The organism is Bradyrhizobium sp. GW821-FHT13H06, from assembly GCF_058803975.1.
This window is the reverse complement of sequence record NZ_JBXAPN010000001.1, coordinates 245,098-263,495: the sequence shown is the minus strand read 5'-3', so window position 1 is coordinate 263,495 and position 18,398 is coordinate 245,098. Positions and strand designations below refer to the sequence as shown.

At 64.3% G+C, this 18,398-nt stretch carries 15 protein-coding genes and 1 riboswitch; of the genes, 5 read left to right on the top strand and 10 right to left on the bottom strand.

Annotated features, from left to right (window positions below):
• The first annotated feature begins 110 nt into the window (after positions 1 to 110).
• Positions 111 to 908 (top strand): exodeoxyribonuclease III, encoded by a 798-nt coding sequence (xth, locus tag AC1RQP_RS01275; protein WP_492935644.1) that lies wholly within the window; start codon positions 111 to 113, stop codon positions 906 to 908.
• A 60-nt stretch (positions 909 to 968) separates the two neighbouring features.
• Here xth and AC1RQP_RS01270 read toward each other — a convergent pair whose 3' ends face one another.
• The 8 genes from AC1RQP_RS01270 to AC1RQP_RS01235 all read right to left on the bottom strand — a co-directional run bounded on the left by AC1RQP_RS01270 (position 969) and on the right by AC1RQP_RS01235 (position 11,049).
• The gene (locus AC1RQP_RS01270) at positions 969 to 1,796 is read right to left on the bottom strand and encodes a tetratricopeptide repeat protein (protein ID WP_239623759.1); all 828 of its coding nucleotides are present in this window, start codon (positions 1,794 to 1,796) and stop codon (positions 969 to 971) included.
• The gene (gene ilvD, locus AC1RQP_RS01265) at positions 1,783 to 3,504 is read right to left on the bottom strand and encodes a dihydroxy-acid dehydratase (protein WP_492935643.1); all 1,722 of its coding nucleotides are present in this window, start codon (positions 3,502 to 3,504) and stop codon (positions 1,783 to 1,785) included. The genes AC1RQP_RS01270 and ilvD overlap by 14 nt, the downstream gene beginning before the upstream one ends.
• A 1,355-nt stretch (positions 3,505 to 4,859) precedes the next feature.
• On the bottom strand, positions 4,860 to 5,441 hold the full coding sequence (locus AC1RQP_RS01260; protein WP_492935642.1) for a hypothetical protein: 582 nt from the start codon (positions 5,439 to 5,441) through the stop codon (positions 4,860 to 4,862).
• A gap of 61 nt (positions 5,442 to 5,502) precedes the next feature.
• A complete protein-coding gene (locus AC1RQP_RS01255) occupies positions 5,503 to 7,731 on the bottom strand; it encodes a TonB-dependent receptor (RefSeq protein WP_492935641.1) in 2,229 nt (742 codons plus the stop codon).
• Positions 7,732 to 7,845: 114 nt separating this feature from the next.
• A riboswitch (cobalamin riboswitch) is annotated at positions 7,846 to 8,059 on the bottom strand.
• Between the two features lie 94 nt (positions 8,060 to 8,153).
• Positions 8,154 to 8,411: a hypothetical protein gene (locus AC1RQP_RS01250; protein WP_061881804.1), complete on the bottom strand. Its 258-nt coding sequence runs from the start codon at positions 8,409 to 8,411 to the stop codon at positions 8,154 to 8,156.
• Positions 8,412 to 8,663: 252 nt separating this feature from the next.
• A complete protein-coding gene (locus AC1RQP_RS01245) occupies positions 8,664 to 8,879 on the bottom strand; it encodes a hypothetical protein (RefSeq protein ID WP_239623763.1) in 216 nt (71 codons plus the stop codon).
• Between the two features lie 154 nt (positions 8,880 to 9,033).
• Entirely contained in the window at positions 9,034 to 9,210 is a 177-nt protein-coding gene (locus AC1RQP_RS01240) for a hypothetical protein (protein ID WP_162832022.1), read from the bottom strand.
• A gap of 102 nt (positions 9,211 to 9,312) precedes the next feature.
• Positions 9,313 to 11,049 (bottom strand): adenylate/guanylate cyclase domain-containing protein, encoded by a 1,737-nt coding sequence (locus AC1RQP_RS01235; protein WP_239623764.1) that lies wholly within the window; start codon positions 11,047 to 11,049, stop codon positions 9,313 to 9,315.
• A gap of 322 nt (positions 11,050 to 11,371) precedes the next feature.
• Between AC1RQP_RS01235 and AC1RQP_RS01230 the strand changes: the two genes are divergently transcribed.
• Positions 11,372 to 13,561, top strand: a complete 2,190-nt coding sequence (locus AC1RQP_RS01230) for a transglycosylase SLT domain-containing protein (RefSeq protein ID WP_492935640.1) — start codon at positions 11,372 to 11,374, stop codon at positions 13,559 to 13,561.
• Positions 13,562 to 13,636: 75 nt separating this feature from the next.
• Here the strand turns inward: AC1RQP_RS01230 and AC1RQP_RS01225 are convergent, their stop codons facing one another.
• Together AC1RQP_RS01225 and AC1RQP_RS01220 are read right to left on the bottom strand one after the other, a co-directional pair.
• Positions 13,637 to 13,999, bottom strand: coding sequence for a hypothetical protein (locus AC1RQP_RS01225; RefSeq protein WP_492935639.1), 363 nt, complete (start codon positions 13,997 to 13,999; stop codon positions 13,637 to 13,639).
• Positions 13,996 to 14,184: a hypothetical protein gene (locus AC1RQP_RS01220; RefSeq protein ID WP_492935638.1), complete on the bottom strand. Its 189-nt coding sequence runs from the start codon at positions 14,182 to 14,184 to the stop codon at positions 13,996 to 13,998. The genes AC1RQP_RS01225 and AC1RQP_RS01220 overlap by 4 nt, the downstream gene beginning before the upstream one ends.
• Positions 14,185 to 15,251: 1,067 nt before the next feature.
• Here AC1RQP_RS01220 and AC1RQP_RS01215 point away from each other — a divergent pair.
• The 3 genes from AC1RQP_RS01215 (at position 15,252) to AC1RQP_RS01205 (ending at position 18,390) form a co-directional block, all read left to right on the top strand.
• Positions 15,252 to 17,237 carry a PAS domain S-box protein gene (locus AC1RQP_RS01215; RefSeq protein ID WP_492935637.1) on the top strand — a complete coding sequence of 662 codons (1,986 nt, stop codon included), beginning with the start codon at positions 15,252 to 15,254 and terminating at the stop codon, positions 17,235 to 17,237.
• On the top strand, positions 17,234 to 17,908 hold the full coding sequence (locus AC1RQP_RS01210; RefSeq protein WP_239623769.1) for a response regulator transcription factor: 675 nt from the start codon (positions 17,234 to 17,236) through the stop codon (positions 17,906 to 17,908). Before AC1RQP_RS01215 ends, AC1RQP_RS01210 begins: the two co-directional genes overlap by 4 nt.
• A 95-nt stretch (positions 17,909 to 18,003) precedes the next feature.
• Positions 18,004 to 18,390 (top strand): response regulator transcription factor, encoded by a 387-nt coding sequence (locus AC1RQP_RS01205; protein WP_239623770.1) that lies wholly within the window; start codon positions 18,004 to 18,006, stop codon positions 18,388 to 18,390.
• Positions 18,391 to 18,398: the final 8 nt, after the last annotated feature.

The following is an 18,398-nucleotide window of genomic DNA, read 5'->3' as shown; positions in this document are numbered from 1 at the left end:
TGGCCCGCCGCCTGCTTAGACCGGGTTAATTTTGTGGGAGATTTTGCGGCGTCCTTGACGGGCGCGTTTGCAGTTTGTTCTAACCATGGCCCCGCCCGGAGCCCCTCCCTATGTCCATCAGAGTAGCAACCTGGAACGTGAACTCGGTCCGGCAGCGGATCGATCTCCTGCTGACCTGGCTGAAGGAGTGCCAGCCCGACATCGTCTGCCTCCAGGAGATCAAATGCGTCGACGATGCCTTTCCGCGGCTGGAGATCGAGGCGCTGGGCTACAACGTCGTCACCCATGGGCAGAAGACGTTCAACGGCGTCGCCCTGCTCTCGAAGCTGCGATTCGACGAGACCAAGTCGGGGCTTGCCGGCGACGACGAGGATACGCATGCCCGCTTCCTCGAGGGCGTGGTCACGCTCAAGCGCGGGGTGCTGCGCATCGCCTGCCTTTATCTGCCCAATGGCAACCCGGTCGGGAGCGACAAATATCCCTACAAGCTCAAATGGATGTCCCGGCTTCTTGAATATTCGAAGGAGCGCCTCAAGGCTGAGGAGCCGCTGATCCTTGCGGGCGACTTCAACGTCATCCCGCATGCCCGCGACGTGCACAATCCGGCCGCCTGGACCGAGGACGCCCTGTTCAAGACGGAGACGCGCGAGAGCTTCCAGTCCCTGCTCGGCCTCGGCCTGACCGACGCCTTGCGCGCCGTCACCGACGAGCCCGGGCTCTACACCTTCTGGGACTACCAGGCCGGGGCGTGGCAGAAGAACCAGGGCCTGCGCATCGACCACCTGCTGCTGTCGCCACAGGCCAGCGACCGGCTCGCCAATGTCGGCATCGACAGCTATGTGCGCGGCTGGGAGAAGCCGTCGGACCACGTGCCGGTGTGGGCGGATCTGGATCTCGACGCGGCGTGAACGCCGATCGGGCGGTGGGCACGGCGCCAAGGCGCCTTTGCCCATCCCACGGGACCTAACCTAGTCCCGGCGGCCCTGCACCCACTGCTCCAGCATTTGCAGGCACATGGCGCGGTCGTCGTCGGAGGCCTTGGCGAAGGCGCGGTTGTAGCTTTCCTTGATCCAGGTCTCCTCGGCGCCGGCGCTGTCGCGCGCCAGGGTCAGCCACATCAGGCCGCGCGCGGCCTGGCGCGGCAGGCGGTCGCCGTTGAACAGCATCTGGCCGAGCAGCGCCTGCGCCTGGTGCTGGCCCTTCTGCGCGGCGAGGCCGAGCCAGCGCGCGCCATAGCGGAAATCCTCGCGCGAGGCGTCCGGGGTCTTCAGGTACAGCCGCGCGAGATCATATTGCGCGTCGGCGTTGCCGAAATAGGAGGCCGCATAGGAGAACATCTCCCGCGCCCGCTCCGGGTCCGACTTGATCTTCGAGTTCGGGATGCCGCTGAGATAATAGCGGCCGAGCGCGACGAAGGCATTGGCCACGATCTGCGCCTGCGGCGCCGACGGGCTGTCCTCGGCATGCGCGTTGGCGATCCGGCTGAAATATTCGAAGGCACGCAAATCGTCCTGGGCGACGCCGTCGCCGTTGGCGTACATGCGGCCGAGCTTCCACTGCGCGATGGGGTGGCCACCCTCGGCGGCATATTGCAGCGCGCTGAGCGAGGTTTCCTGGGTTGCGACTGCCGGCGGAACCTTGGTGCGCACGGCGCCTGCGGCGCCGGGCAAGGTGGTTACGACCGGGATGGCCGCGTCCTTGGGGTTGACCGGCGCGCCGTCGAAGGCGAGCGCCGGCGCGGCCAGCGCAGCCGCCCCCAACACAAACGCAACTATCGCACGCCTAGATGTCCGCATAGCACTGTTTCTCGTGCGCGCCGCCTGGATGGGTTACCGCCCCACCGACCGCCGGTCCGACCTGCTGAGCATATTTCCAGAGCACACCCGACGTATGGTTAGTCGCGCGAGCGCTCCATTTGGTCTTGCGCTGGGCGAGCTCGGCGTCGCTCAATTTTACGTTAAGGGTACCGGCGACCGCGTCGATCTCGATGATGTCGCCGTCCTCGAGCAGCCCGATCGGGCCGCCGATGGCGGCCTCCGGCCCGACATGGCCGATGCAGAAGCCGCGGGTGGCGCCGGAGAAGCGGCCGTCGGTGATGAGCGCGATCTTGCCGCCCATGCCCTGGCCGGTCAGCGCAGCTGTGGTCTGGAGCATTTCCCGCATGCCGGGGCCGCCCTTCGGCCCCTCGTAGCGGATCACGATGACTTCGCCTTCGCGGTAGGTGCGGTTCTGGACCGCCTCAAACGCATCCTCCTCACGGTCGAAGCACCTGGCCGGACCGGTAAACCTGAGGTTGGACATTCCCGCGACTTTCACGATCGCACCTTCTGGCGCCAAATTGCCCTTCAGACCGACCACACCGCCTGTCACGGTGATGGGCTTGTCTGCCGGGTGCACCACGTCCTGGTGCGGATTCCATTTCACGCTCTTGAGGTTTTCGGCGATCGTGCGGCCCGTGACGGTAAGGCAATCACCGTGCAGGAAGCCATTGTCGAGCAGCGTCTTCATCAGAAGCGGTATGCCACCTACTTCAAACATGTCTTTGGCGACATAACGGCCGCCTGGCTTCAAATCCGCGACATAAGGTGTCTTTTTGAAGATTTCAGCGACGTCGAACAGGTCGAACTTGATGCCAACCTCGTGTGCGATCGCCGGCAGGTGCAGCGCAGCATTGGTCGAGCCGCCAGAGGCTGCAACCACGGCAGCGGCATTCTCCAGCGCCTTGCGGGTGACGATGTCGCGCGGCCGGATGTTCTGAGCGATCAGGTCCATCACCTTCTCGCCCGCGGTCATGCAGAACGCGTCGCGAATTTCGTAGGGTGCCGGGGCACCGGCCGAGTACGGCAAAGCGAGGCCGATCGCCTCGGAAACGGTCGCCATGGTGTTGGCGGTGAACTGCGCGCCGCAAGCGCCCGCCGACGGGCAGGCCACACGCTCGATCTCGTCGAGGTCCTCGTCCGACATGGCGCCGACCGAGTGCTTGCCGACCGCCTCGAACATGTCCTGCACGGTGACCTGCTGCCCGCGGAAATTGCCGGGCAGGATCGAGCCGCCATAGATGAAGATCGAGGGCACGTTGAGGCGGACCATCGCCATCATCATGCCCGGCAGCGACTTGTCGCAGCCGGCAAGGCCGACCAGCGCGTCATAGGCGTGACCACGCACCGTCAGTTCGACCGAGTCGGCGATGCATTCCCGCGACGGCAGCGAGGAGCGCATGCCGTCATGGCCCATGGCGATGCCATCGGTGACGGTGATGGTGCAGAATTCGCGCGGCGTGCCGCCGGCCGACGCCACGCCCTTCTTCACCGCCTGGGCCTGGCGCATCAGCGCGATGTTGCAGGGAGCAGCCTCGTTCCAGCAGGAGGCGACGCCGACGAAAGGCTGGTGGATCTGATCGGTGGTCAGCCCCATGGCGTAGAAATAGGACCGATGGGGCGCACGCGCAGGGCCTTCCGTCACGTGACGGCTCGGCAGCCTCTGCTTGTCAATCTTTGCGACCATCGCAACCAGTTTCCCCGGCCAACCCTTTCAGACCCGAAAAATCAGAGCCAAGATTTGAATCGACCTTGGGACTTTCTCGTCGCCTTCGAAGACCGCCACTGCCTTAAAACATTAGAGTGATTTTATTCATGTTCGGGTGTGGCCAAAAAGCGGCGACGACGCGAACCGCCGATGGTGAAGGTTAAATGCGGCATGAGTGTTGCGAAGACACAACAATCGTGGCGTAGAAGACACGGATAAGGCTACTTTGATACCTCCGCCGAGGAGCCATCTGACAACTTCAGATTTCGCAACGGACACAATGCGCCCATTTCTGCCCCGAGAACAACGCACCCTGGCGGCTGAGTCGGCTTGGGCATTGGCTGCAATCTGCCGCGGCCACACGGTATGCGACACGGCGGCATGGGCCCCGGCTCTGCAGCGCACCGTCGAAGGGACACTGCGCTGCGTCCGGGGCACGGGAATGGAGTTTGGCGCACGCTCTCTCCTCCGCGTCATTGCGAGCGAAGCGAAGCAATCCAGAGTCTTTCCGCGGAGGGATTCTGGATTGCTTCGTCGCTACGCTCCTCGCAATGACGGTGGATGTGGCTGCGGACATGCCGTCGCGTTCTCGCGGCTGAATTCGCCCGAGCTTTGCTTCGTCGTTCCACCCTCTTGAGCCAAGAGGGCGCAGGGAAGGCCGGGTGCCGGCTCGCACCCGCGGTCTGCTGCGCATAGAGCACACGCAGAGAACCGCACAGCAGCATACAGGTGAAGCCCAACACACGGCCTTCCCTGCGCGATGGTCGGACGGCTTATGCCGTGCTCTCCCGGGAGCCGAGTTCGTTCTGGCCTCCCTCACTCTCGCGAAATCCACCGGCGCCGCGCCGGTTGACGCGACTGCCGCCTCCGCAAGAGCTTGACCGTAGCAACGACGGCCAGGACCACACGGTTTTGCCGTACGCGCGGTTCGTTGGCGCCACAGGGTTCGACGGCGTTGTGCACTTTGCCGCCGAAATGCTGGCACGACGAAGCCTAGCAGCGCCGCTCGTCCACACGCAGCTTCGGGCTCACGGAGAGCAATCCGCCCGGCCCTTCACCTCTCGTGCACGACGCTGCCGCGTCCACCGCAAGCCCGGCTCGCGACAATGACGACCACATGATCGCCCCTCAAGGATGAACCGGGATGGGCGACACATACGACAAAACCGAATTTCGGTAAAGTGGAATATTTTCACGATGGTGGATTGACAGAGGGCGACACAGGCGAGGCGATGCAACCCGGATGGCCGTAAGCGTAATCCGGGGAGGTGTCGCGCTATGGAACGATTTGTCCCGGGTTTCGCTGCGCTCCATCCGGGCGACGAGAGGACTCCTCAGGCCGACATCACTCCCTTGCGCCCGAACGGATCGAGCAGGCGCACGACCTCGCAAACGGCGACGAGGCCGGCGAGCCAGGCGAAATTGGTCAGCCCGATGCGCGTGACAATGGCTGCGGTGAAGGCGGTCTCTCCGCCCAGGAACGGCGTCGCGGCGAGCAGCGCGAGCTCGTAGGCCGCATAGGCGGCGACGAGCGTGAGCGCGAGCATCAGCATCGTGCGGCCCTGCGGCAGCATGCGGAGCAGGGCCGACGCCACTGCGGTCGCCAGCAGCGCAGCCGCGCCGATGACGAATCCCCAGGCGATGGTGCTGCCATCGATGGGATAGTGCAGCGCGCCGAAACCGATGCTCTGGTTCACGAGCCAGGCGCCGGTGACGACGAGCAGCGCCGGTCGCAGCGGCAGCATCGCGGCCGCGACCACGGCGAAGGCCGCAAACGGCGTCGCACAGGCGAACGCAAGACTTGCGAGCGCGCACGACACCGTCAGCAGCGCGAAGCCGAACATCGGCGCGAGACGCGGCGCCACCGGATGGAGGCGGAAACCGTCGCCGCCGGACGGCAGGATATTGAGAGCCATAAGTGATCTCCTTCTCTTCGAGTTCTAGTCCATTTGGGGGCCTGTGACAGCCCCATTGAAATCAAAACGTGGCGCCGGCCTTGAGCAGATAGGTGCGACCGGGCAGCGGATAGGCGCTGAAGCGACCGTCCGTGAAGGTGCTTGCGACGGCGTAGTCGTAGTAGAGCGCGTTCAGCACATTGTTGACGTTGAGCGACCAGAAGTAGCGCTCATATTGGCCGCTGAGCTTAAGGTCGATCGTGCCATTGGCGGGAATCGGCTTCTGGGTTCCGGCCTGGTCGTTGTCCATGCGACGCTCGCTCCAGAAGCGCGCGGTGGCGTCCAGCACCAGATAGTTCTGCCAGATGTTCCAGGTGAGGCCCGCACTCGCGGTGTAGCGCGACACCAGCGGCACGTCGTTGCCCGCCCAGACGCCTTCGCGGAAGACAGCCCGTGTATAGGCCATGCCGGAGCGCACCAGCAGGGCGTCGTTGATGCGATAGGAGACGCTGGTCTCCGAGCCGTAGCGGCGGGTCGGATCCAGATTGGTGTTGTAGAACAGGATCGGATTGAAATGGATCTCGTTGGCGAGGTCCATCAGATAGAGGCTGCTCTGCATCTGCAGTCCGCCTCCTCTGATGCGCAGCCCGCCCTCGATGTCCTGCGAGGTCTGGGTCTTGAGCTGGAACGTTTGCGGGAGCGGATTGAAGAACGGGTCGAATGAAGGGCCCGACGACACCCGCTCGTCGACATCAGGCGTGCGAAAGGCGCGCGCAACCCGGCCGAACAGCGCGACGGTGTCATTGAGGCGATGCTCCGCACCGAGGTGCAGCGCATATTGCGTCTCGTCGCTCCTGAGCGGGAGCGCGCCGACGTCGGCGTTGAACGGAGCCGCCGGGTCGAAATTGTCACGTGCCGAGAGATTGGTGTTCTGCACCCGGGCGCCGTAGGAGATATCGGTCGCTGGCGCGACGCCGAGCGTGTGCTGGACATAGCCCGCAACCGTCCGCTGCCTGAGATCGTAATTGTGCCAGGGAGCGAGACCCTGGCCGGCGCCGCGGTTCTGCTGAAAGCTCGCATCGTAGTAGTCGACGCCGGTCAGCAGCTGCGACGGCATTCCGAGCAGAAGGCTCTTCACGCTGAGCCGCGGCGTGATCGACCATGTCGCAAGGTCAGCATCGACATAGGTCGACGTGAAGAAAGCCGGGACCGGCGCCGGGCTCGAGAAGAACGCACTCTGCTGCTTCTTGTCGCGCACGCCGCCGTCGACGATGAGATCGACGCCGTTGACAAGGGTTTTCGTGAAGCCCGCGGTCGCGCCAAAACCCTGCTGATTGGCGTAGTTGAAGGGCGTGCTGGTCCCTCGCCGGCTGGTCGCGAGCTCGTCGACGCCGATGGAGGGATCGACGGTGCGGCCGCCCGGCAGTCGCAGCTCCTGATTGTCAGCGGTGACGGTCAGGAAGGCGGTCAGGCCCGGCGTCGTGTAGTTCAGATTGCCGACGCCATTCTCCTGGGAATAGCGATTGTTGTCGCGATAGCCGTCGGTCCTGACGGCATTGCCGTAGAACGAGGTCGACCACGGACCGGAATTGATCGCGGCCGAGACGTTGCCGAGCCTGGTATTGAACGAGCCGAAACCGGCCTCGATGCGCGCGGTCACGGGCGGGCCGCCGACGCCGTTCTTGGTAACGATGTTGATGACGCCGCCGACCGCATTGTCGCCATACAGCACCGCACCGGAATTGCCGCGCGTGATCTCGATGCGCTCGATGGCATTGAGCGGGATGGTGGAGAGGTCCACCTGCGCCATATCGATGTCGTTCAGCCGCCGTCCGTTGACCAGCACCAGCGTGTTGGCCGTGGCGAAGGCACCGAAGCCGCGGAGGTCGACACTGGTCTTGGCACCGATCTGGCCGCCATAGAACGTCGTGATCTGGGCGCCCGGCACTTGCGTCGCGATGATCTCGGCCAGCGTCTGCGACGGCGCATGAGCGATGTCCGCGGCCGTAATGACGGTCGTAGCCGCGCCGACGATACCGCCATTGCCGGCGGCAGCCTCGTTGCCCGAGCCGGACGAGCCGGTCCCACTCCGCGCCCCGTCCGGCGCCGCTCGGCGCCGCCCCGTCTCGCCATCGCCGATCGCCCTGGCACGCGTACGGTTCTGATCGTCGGATCTGGTCACTTCGACCGGCGGCAGCTGCTCGGCGACGGACTGCTGGGCGTGGGCGATGGAGAGATCGAGCGAATACAGCGAAACGGCCGCAACGATGCCGGCGCGGCGGCGCCTGGCGGCAGTGACAATACGGGACACAATTATAACCTCGGCATGACGTCAGTGGCACGTCACAGCGAACGAGGCCTTACGGCGGAGCGATCGATGGCTCCGGCAAAGCTAATGTCTGTACTCCCCGACCGACATCTTCGCGTGTGACCACGGCTGACGGCAGGTCTCCTGGCTCGCGGGTCGTTACCTCTGCGTCGCCTTCCCAGGACCGAGATTCCCAGTGGCATAGGACGAGAGATTCACCGCTTACAGTTGCGGGGGCAGCCATGGCATTGAGAAGATCCCGCCCTTGGGACATCTCGCACCACGTTCCCTTTTGATCTCCATGAGGAGAACCGTCAGCGGCCAATCTACGGGGCGTCCAGGCCGGGAGTCAATCGACCGCTGGCATCTTGGGCGCAGACGCGATCGGCCGGCTCCACAACGAATCGAGCAATGCCCTGCGCCGCCTACGTTCGCCCCCGCGGGCGCTGGGCCTGAGCCCAGGCGACAGCGACATCCCGCGGCGGAGCGTCGAGGCGCTTGATCGGCGTCAGTTCGCCGGACGCCGAGACGATCGCGGTCTCTTCGCGCCGGCAGCGCGTGCAGACGAAACGGACCTCATGCGGGGATGCCGACCAGCTTGAACGTTTCACGTTGGCGGCCATCGGCCAGGCATCGCAATGCGAGCACGATACCAGGAACCGGCCGGGATCGAGCATACCCATTCCATTGGACTCCGCGTCCTGCCCACTGCTTCCAATGACTATCCTATGTGAATCGTTCCGGTGCCTCGGCACCGTCGACGCCACGTTCGCTGGAAGCCTGCGCGCTGCTCGCCGTTCCCGCGAGACCTCCGGCGTTGTCGATTTCAAGGCTTGCGAATTTCATCCGATGTCCCCCTGCTCCGACCAACCCTATCAGGTCGAGACGGCGAGGACGATGGGGAGCCGCGCCTCGCAAGGCAGAAGGTAATCCGTTCAGCGAGCCCCCTTGAGGGTGCAGGATGTCGTGCAGGTGACCGTGGTGCCGCGATCGCACGATCTGCAGGCGTTGACGCACTGGTTCATGTCGCGTGGATTGTAGCTGCTGTAGTTTCGTATCGGACAGCTCGGCGTCGTCGAGCCGGTGATGTCCCGCTCCTGGTCGCAGGCCGCCGTCATGAGCGCAAATATGATCACGGCAACGAGGCGCATGGGACTTGCCCTGTCAGGCACAGCACGATGACACTCGCGAGGTGCGCTGCATTGCAACGAACCCCGGCCTTCCCACCACGAGCCACCGCCGATCGGCGATGCCCGCGTGCTGCGAGAATGCGCGCTAAATGTTAAGAACGGATTTCAGCCGGCCTCAGGCCGCAGCCGTGGTCGCGATCGCCTGCCGAATATCCACCGCCAGCTGGCGATACTGTTCCCCGAGCCTCAGATAGAACTCGCGCTTGGTGCTGTCGGTGGCGAGCTTGGCGATCAGTTCGCATTCGGCGGTGAGCGTCTCGAACCGTTCCAACCTGTCCTGAAGTTCTGTCATCGGCGTGTCCCCGTCAAACGCCACAAGGACAGCTAACCTAAATCCGGGAAATAGGTCACGGCGAACATCGTTATGGGGTAGCATCAATTATTCCGCGGCAGCCTATTTCTGCTCGAGTCGCCAGGCGCCGTCCCAAGCGGCATCCGGCGGATTGGCCGCGAACTGCGCGATGCGGCCGAGCATCGTGCGCGAGGGACCGTCGCCGGGGACCGCCTCGAGCGCCGCGTTGAAGGCAGCACGTGCGTCGTCGAAGCGCCGGGCACGATACGCGGCGAGACCATCGACGTAGTGCGTGCGCAGGCTGACTTGCGCATCGGTGAGTGCGCCCGGTCGCGCCATCACCTCGAAGATCGCCTGCGGCGCGCTTTGGCCCGCGACCGCAAGACGGTCGATCTCGCGCAATTCGAGGCGAGATCCAATCGCGTCCGCAGTCGCCTGCGAGACCAGGATGCGGGTGCCGTAGACCTTGTTGACGGCCTCCAGCCGCGAGGCGAGATTCACGGCGTCGCCCATCACGGTAAAGCTCATCATCAGCTCGGAGCCGATGCTGCCGGTCAGGACCTCGCCGGTGGCGATGCCGATCCGCAGATCGCACGGCGCGGGCATGGCGCGGATACCGAGCAGATCGGGCAGCTGCTTCTGCAGCGCGGGCACCTGGTCGGCCATCTCGATGGCGGCAAGGCCGGCGAGCAGGGCCTGCGCGTCCTCTTCGACGAAGGGCGGTCCCCAATAGGACATGATGGCGTCGCCGATGTACTTGTCGATGACGCCGCGATTGCTCCTGATGGGGCCGGACATCAAGGTGAAATAGTGGTTCATCACCTTGACGAGGCCACGCGGGGTCATGCCCTCGCTCATCGAGGTGAAGCCGCTCATGTCGCAGAACATGATGGTCATGACCCGGCGCTCGCCGTCGATGGCGACCTCCGGCCGCTCGATCAGTCCCTGCACCACCTTGGGGTCGATGTAGCGGCCAAAGGTCTCCCGGATGCGCTCGTTGTGCCGCAACTGCTCGATCATGCGATTGAAGGCCGCGGCGAGCTCGCCGATCTCGTCCTGCGTCGAGACGGCGATGGGCTTGTCGAACCGGCCCGCCTCGACCTCGCGGGCGCCGGCCAGCAGCAGCCGTACCGGACGCGTGATGCCGCTGGACACCAGCAGCGCAAAGGCAAATCCGACGATCGCCGCGAGCAATGTCACGACACCCGAAACGATGATCGTCTGATGCTGGCGGCTGATCACCTGCGACGTCGAGAAGAAGACCTGCGCCAGCATATCGCCGCGGATCGTATCGATCTTCCGGTTGAACTGGTCGCGCAGCACGTCGATGTGTTCCAGCGTGCCGCGCGCCTCGGTCATCTGTCTGGCGTCGACCTGCTTGAGGAGCTTCGCATGGCTCTCGCTCAGGTCGCGGCGCAGCTCGGTAACGGCGGTGTCGATGCGGATATCGATTCGCGCCAGCGCGGCATTGTCGGAATACGTCCTGGGGTCGTCGATGATCGCGTTGATCAGCTTGCGCGCGGCCTCGGCCTCCTCCTCGATCCTGCGGTCCGATTCCTCGAATTCGCGAAGGCGCGCCGCATAGGCCTCCTCATCCGACGGCGCCTCCATCCGGGTCATGACCATCCGCCGCAGCGCCAGCGCCCGCTCCAGCGAGCGAATGTTGGCGCGCGCCAGATGGCTGTAGGCCGGGATGTAACGGTTGGTCAGTTCATCGAGCAGGATGCCGACCTGGCTGGACATCACCATCGACAGGATCGAGGTGACCAGCATCAGGACGATCAATCCGAGGGCGATGCCGACGATCTTGCGCCGGATCGACTGGTTGAAAATCGGCATAGGTGCGGAATGCAAAGGCCAAAAGGACGGAACGAGGGAACTGCATACACCGGACTGGTTGCGGGAACACGCGCAATCTTGGCCCTCCTGGCGTCCTGTACCATGCAACCGTCGCGCGAGCCCGGTCGTTAACGAAGGTTAACAGCCCTGCTCTTTTCTCCTTTGCGGAAGTTCCCGTCGCGCATCCGCTTTTCGCCGCATTGTTGCGACAGCTTGAGGAACGCGGGACGATGCCTGGGCATCGTTCGGTATTTTGATTCTCAAGCCGCATGTCGTCGCGGACCTTGGTTTGTAGTGTGGTTTCGCAGGGGGGGACCATCGAATGAACCAGTGCCTACGCTCGCTCGCGTGTTTCGTTGCCGTGGCCGCGATGGCCCTCCTTCCCACGGAACTGGCCGCGAAAAGCAGCCACAAATCGGCCGCGCCGAAGAAGACGCATGAGGCGAAAGCCGGCAAGCACCGCCATGCCTCCGCCGGCAAGGCGCGGCACGGCAAGCATGCCGAGGCCAGGCGCAAGTCGAAGAAGACGGTCGACGAGCCCGCGGACAGGCCGGCACCGCCGCCGCTGACCGGCGACCTCGCCGCGCTGAAGGACGCCATCGATCTTGCGCGCAAGGGCAAGACGGATGACGCGAGCGCGGCGCGCGACCGCATCGCCGATCCCGCCGGACAGAAACTGGCCGATTGGTTCATGCTGCGCCATTCCGAGAGCACGGCGAATTTCAAGCGCTATGCCGCTTTCCTCGCCGCCAATCCGGACTGGCCGAGCAGCGCCCTGCTCCGCCGCCGTGCCGAGGCGCGGCTGTGGCAGGAGAAGGCCGACGCCGCCACCGTGCACAAGTTCACGATGGACCGGCCGACCAGCGCCAAGGGCAAGTTTGCGCTCGCCCGCGTATTGCGGGCTGAAGGCGACACCGACAGGGCAGCCCGGTTCGTGCGCGAAGCCTGGCGCGCCGACGAATTGTCCGAGCGTAGCGAGGAGGAGTCCTACGAGGCGTTTCGCGACCTTCTGTCCACGGACGATCACCGCGCGCGCATGGACAAGCGGCTCGGCGCCAAGGATTACGCAGGCGCGAGGCGCGCCGCCAAACGGCTCGGCGAGGATGAGCTCGCGATCGTCAAAGCCTGTGCCGCGGTCACCGGCAAGGAGAGCAAGGCCAAGGACTATCTCGAGGACGTGCCGGCCGAAGCGCGCCGCGATCTCGGCTATGTGCTGTGCCGCGCCCAGTGGCATCTTCAGAACGACCGCATCGACGACGCGGCCGAGGTGATCCTGGCCGCTGCGCCCGGCATGATGCCCGCCCAGGACACCGATGCGTGGTGGCGCGAGCGCCGCATGCTCGCACGCAAGCTGCTCGACCAGGGCAGGTTCAAGACCGCCTATGACGTGGTGCGCACGGCCGCGGTGCCGGAAAAGGAAGTCTATCGCGTCGACTATCACTTCATGTGCGGCTGGATCGCGCTGCGCTTTCTCGATGATCCCGAAGCGGCCATGGTGCACTTCGCCGCCATCGACGAGGGCTCATCCAATCCGATCGCGCTGTCGCGCGCCCATTACTGGCGCGGCCGCGCCGCCGAAGCCATGGGCGCCATGGCCGATGCGCGCATGAGCTATCGGGCGGCGGCACGCTATCATACCGCCTATTACGGCCAGCTCGCCCGCGCAAAGCTCGGCCTCGACCGGATCGAGCTGCGTGCGCCCTCGCCTGTGCTGGCCTCGGCCGACACGCCCCCCGAGGACGAGCGCGTGCGCGCGGCCGACATGCTCTACGCCATCGGCGAGCGCAGCATGGTGTTCTATTATGCCGAGGACTTCGCCAAGGAGAGCAGCGATGTCGCAGCACTCGAAGCCCTCGGCGAGGTTGCCCGCCGGCGCAACGATGCGCGCGTGATGCTGGAGGTCGGCAAGACGGCGCTGGCGCGCGGGCTCGCGCTCGACCACTACGCCTTCCCCACCATCGGCATCCCCGAGCACAAGCAGGTCGCGCCCGCGATCGAGACCAGCGTGATCTATTCGGTGGCGCGCACCGAAAGCTCGTTCGACCAGCGCGACAAGTCCCATGCCAACGCGGTCGGGCTGATGCAGGTGACGCCGGAAGCGGGCCGCGACACCGCCAAGCGCTTCGGCCTGACCTATGACTGGGGCAAGATGGTCTCCGATCCCGTCTACAACACGCAGATGGGCGCGGCCGAGCTCAGTGCGCTCTTTTCGGAATACCGCGGCAACCAGATCATGACCTTCGCCAGCTACAATGCCGGCCGTGGCCGCGTGCGCGAATGGGTGCAGACGCGCGGCGATCCCAGGGACCCCAATGTCGATCCGGTCGACTGGGTCGAGCGCATCCCGCTGTCGGAGACCCGCAACTACGTCCAGCGCGTGATGGAGAACGTGCTGGTCTACCGCACAAGGTTCGAGGGCAGCGGCATGGTCGCCGGCAAGAGCGACCAGCGAGTCGTCACGCAGGAGGCCGGCGCAACGGCACCCGTGGCGGCCGCAGCGCCCGCTCCCTAGGCGACGTCGCCGGGGCTGGACACGGCGCCTGCCAGGTTGCGTCGCTGCGGCTTCCACGCGAGCGCCGTCGCGTAGCTAGGTGTCACCTCCTTCCATCGTGATCGGTTCGCGACCGTACAAGTATGCGCCGGTCAAGGTTCTTGCGAAGGTCCAGGCGTGGATCGTGTAGCTCCAGCAGAAGACGGCACCCAGGACCGCAAACATCTCGATCGCGTTGCGAGCGGCGACCTCGACGTTCCTGGAGGCCGGCAAGTTGCGCCCTGGCACCGACCATTGCGTGAGCAGCGTCACGAGTTCACCGCGCCGGTAGCAATCGTAGTCACAATAGAGGCGCTGCGTCCGCACATGCCGGACATAGCCGGACCGGATCGACCGCGAGCAGGTGCTGCACGTGGCCGCGCACAACGGGGGCTCGTGATTGACCACCATGAATTTCATGAAGCCGCCCTCATGCGATCTTTCGCAAGCGCCTCGCAGAACAGCGCGTAGCACTGATGATCGCAGTAAGGCAGACGGGTCGCGATCTCGCGGAGATAGCTGCCGCTGATCGGCTCGCAGCACTGCATGCACCAGGCCTGCCGGAACGGGGTCCGGCCGTTCACCAGCACGAACGCGAATCTCATGTGGCACCTCCCAAAGCGAAGCAGTAAACGCTATCCAGCGGCGACAGTGTGGGTGGCGGAGCGCAAAGATGGTTTCGGCCGTCCGGATTGTCCCTGTTTCGCTCCACCTTTTGCGGTGGAATCAGAATGTATCTCCCGTCCTCCCGGCGCCGGGCATAGATCTGGTCGTCGATGTATTTGATATCGGTCGGATAGCAGTCAGCACTGTTGCAACAACTGACGCTCGGATTATCCGGCATGTGCCAGGTCGAATAGAATTTCTCGTGCAGCGCCTGGTCCTGGGGTGGGTGCCGGCGATGTACGGCATCGTGTCCCGTCTCCTGTGCCCGGACCGTCGCGGTGGAGCCGAGAAGAACCATCGAGCACAACAGCCTGCATGAACGGTTCAACGTTCGCTCCCGGATCAGATCCTCGGACGATGTCAGCTCTCTAATTCGGCCTCACGCGGCCTGAACCCGGAACAACCACCGGTGATCGCGCTCGCGGCGTGTGCGGAAGCGATCGACACACTTCTTGGAGCAGAGCGCGGTGCGCCAGGAATAGTAGCGGACCAGACCAAACTTGCCGCCACACACCGCACAGCCATTGTCTGAAGAGCAACATTCGGACTCGGATCGGCCACGCTCAGGAAGCACCGATGTCACGCACATTGTCGTCTTCCTCCCTTGCTCGCGCTTTGCCAGTTCGTTTCCTTCGGTTCTCGTGCGCTCGCTGCGATACGCCCGATGGTCATGAGGCTATTCCTCAGGGCACGAGACGCTCAATTGTACGGAGGTAAATGACCGATATGACTAGGAATGGAGGAGCTATACCTAGGTTTGTCCGTACTCGCCCGGGGGGCTCCCCGCCGGCTCATGTGCAACGAGACGGCGCACGATGCTCCGGCCGCACGGTCACCGTGAAAAACTTGCCGGCATGGCATACGCAATGCGCCGCCCTGGACAGGGCGGCAGCGGTCAAGTCACAGGCGTACGTGATGACTGCCCATCCGACCTTGGCGGGAATTGCTCGTCTCGTTGCAACGTGCTCTACTCGTATTCACGCAGAGAGCGCCGGGAGCGTCTGCGATGAAGCCTGGCCGAGCAGCGACATTCGGGAAGTCAGCCGCGCAATTCCTCGCCGGCTGCGTAAGGCAAACCGTCACCGCCAAGCCGCGCAGCGAGCCCGATGGTGACGACTTGCTCGAGGCGGTCAAGCAGTGGCAGCAAGTGTTCGAGCACACCCCGGTCATGTACTTCATGGTCGATCCGGCCGGAACCGTGATCAACGTGAACACGTTCGGCGCCGCGCAACTGGGCTATGCCGCCGCGGAGCTGATCGGCCGATCGGTGCTGGATGTCTTCTTCGAGGAGGATCGCAACTTCGTCCGCGCGTGTGTCACGCTGTGCCTTGAGACCGTCGACCAGTCTCACACCTGGGAGATCCGGAAGATACGCAAGGACGGCTCGGTGCTATGGGTGCGCGAGAATGCCAAGACCATGCTGCGGGGCGATGGTGGACCAATCGTCCTGGTCGCCTGCGAGAACATCACCGAGCGCAAGGAAGCCGAGAATGCGCTGCGACAGAGCGAGGCTTATCTCGCCCAGGCGCAGGAACTGAGCCACACCGGCAGTTTCGGATGGAAGGCCGCAACCCGCGAGATCACCTGGTCCAAGGAGACCTATCGCATCTTCCAGTGCGACGAGGGAACCAAGCCGAATATCCCGTTCATGCTCCAGCGGATCCACCCGGACGACCGGCTCGCGGTGCAACAGACCACGGCTCGGGCCGCACGAGAGGGAAAGGATTACGATCACGAATACCGGCTCGTGATGCCCGACGGCTCCATCAAGTACGTCCGGGCGGTGGCCCGCGCGATGCGGGATTCGAACGGGTGCGTGGAGTTCGTGGGATCAGTGACCGACATCACGGCGACCAAAGAGGCAGAGCGCAGACTGCGCGCGAGCGAGCAGCGCTTCCGCGACTATGCTGAAACCGCCTCTGACTGGTTCTGGGAAACAGGGCCAGACCATCGCGTCACCCAAGTATCGGAGCACTCTGATACCATCACCGCTCCCGCCGGCCTGATCGGACTCACGCGCTGGGATATCGCTCCTGACGCCGATCTCGAACCCGAGAAATGGCAGCAACACCGAGCGGCGCTCGACGCCCACGTCCCCTTCCGCGACCTGGTGTATCGCAGCAAGGATCGCAACGGGCAGCCGATCTACGTCCGGACCAGCGGCAAGCCGTTCTTCGACGCCGACGGCGCTTTTCTGGGCTATCGCGGCGTCTGCACTGACGTAACCGCGGCCATCCGGGCCAATCAGGCCGAAGACGCACTGCGCAAGGCCCAGGCCGAGCTCGCCCATGTGACGCGTGTCACGACTCTGGGTGAGCTGACCGCTTCCATTGCCCACGAAATCAATCAGCCGCTCGCCGCTGTGATCGCAAACGCCGACGCCTGCCTCGCCTGGCTGCAGCGCAGTCCGCCCGACCTCCAAGCGGCCGGCCGCTCCGTCGAGTGGATCATCGAGGATGGCACGCGTGCCAGCGATGTGATCCGTCGCGTTCGAGCGCTCGCCAAGCGCTCCGACATCGACATGGCTCCGCTCGACGCCAATGTAGTCGTACGGGAGTCGGTGGCGCTGGTTCAGCGTGAGATGGCCAGCCACGCCGTGTCGGTGCGAATGGAGCTGTCGTCGGCACTGCCGAAAATATTCGGCGATCGAATCCAATTGCAACAGGTCCTGATCAACCTGATCATGAACGGGATCGAGGCCATGGAAGACGTCCATGATCGCCCGCGCGAGCTGGCGATCCGTTCAGCGGCGAGCGGCGATGACGCGGTGCTGGTGAGCGTTTCCGACTGCGGGGGCGGCATCAGTGAACAGGCGATAGACCGCCTGTTCACGCCGTTCTTCACCACGAAGTCCACCGGCATGGGCATGGGGCTGTCGATCTGTCGATCCATCATCGAGGCGCATGGTGGACGGCTTTTCGCCGCACCCAACCAGGAGCACGGCGCGACTTTTCAGATCACCTTGCCCCTCCATCGAGAGGAAACTTCGTGACCGAGCGCGGGGAACCTCCGCCACCGCAGAAGGAGGACGGCGATCAGCCAATTGTCTTCATCGTCGATGACGACGCGTCCATGCGCCGTGCGCTCACCAATTTATTCGAGTCGGTCGGCCTCAAGGTCGAAGCATTCGGCTCGGCACCACAACTCCTCCACGCCAAGCCGCCGGAAGTCCCCAGTTGCCTCGTGCTCGACATCCGCCTTCCCGGAGCCAGCGGCCTTGACCTTCAATCCGATCTTGCCAAGGCGAATATCCACACGCCTATCATCTTCATTACCGGTTACGGTGATATTCCCATGACGGTTCGGGCCATGAAGAGCGGCGCGATCGACTTCCTGACCAAGCCGGTCCGCGACCAGGACATCCTGGATGCAGTCCAGGCCGCGATCGAGAGAGACCGCAAGCGGCGCGACCTCAACAGGACGGTCTCGACCGTGAGATCCCGCTTCGAGTCCCTCTCTCCGCGGGAGCGAGACGTATTGTCACTGGTGACGGCCGGCCTGATGAACAAGCAAGTGGCCGCCCAGCTCGGATTGGCGGAAATCACCGTCAAGATCTATCGCGGCCAGATCATGCGGAAAATGGGCGCGAAGTCGCTGGCCGATCTGGTGAGAATGAGCGAGGCGATCGGGATAGGGTCCAACAAGCCCGACGCACAAACCTAAGTATGAGTTTCCAATCGCAACCGGCAGGTCCACCTTATCGGTTTATGTATAGCCGTGGCGACGGCGAGCGTGATGCCGGGTGGGGAGCGGACGTCTTGTCAGCGGCTTCGGTCATTTCGGTGCTTGACGACGACCCTTACGTGCGGGCCGCTATCAACAATCTCCTGGAATCGCGCGGGTACGTCGTCCACACATTCGCCTCAGCCGAGGAGTTCTTGAGGTCGTCCGATTCGAATGGCACCTCGTGTGTGATCGCCGACGTGCAGATGCCGCTGATGACGGGAATCGATCTGTTGACGCAGATGCGCGCGCATGGTTCGGCGACGCCGTTCATCTTCATCACAGCCTTCCCGGACGAGAGCGTGCGGGTGCGTGCCCTCAAAGCCGGGGCAATCTGTTTTCTCGGCAAGCCGTTCGCCGCCTCGGATCTGATGCAGTGCCTGGACCGTGCGCTGGCGGCAGGTCACGAAACCTTGCAGTGAGCGCCAGC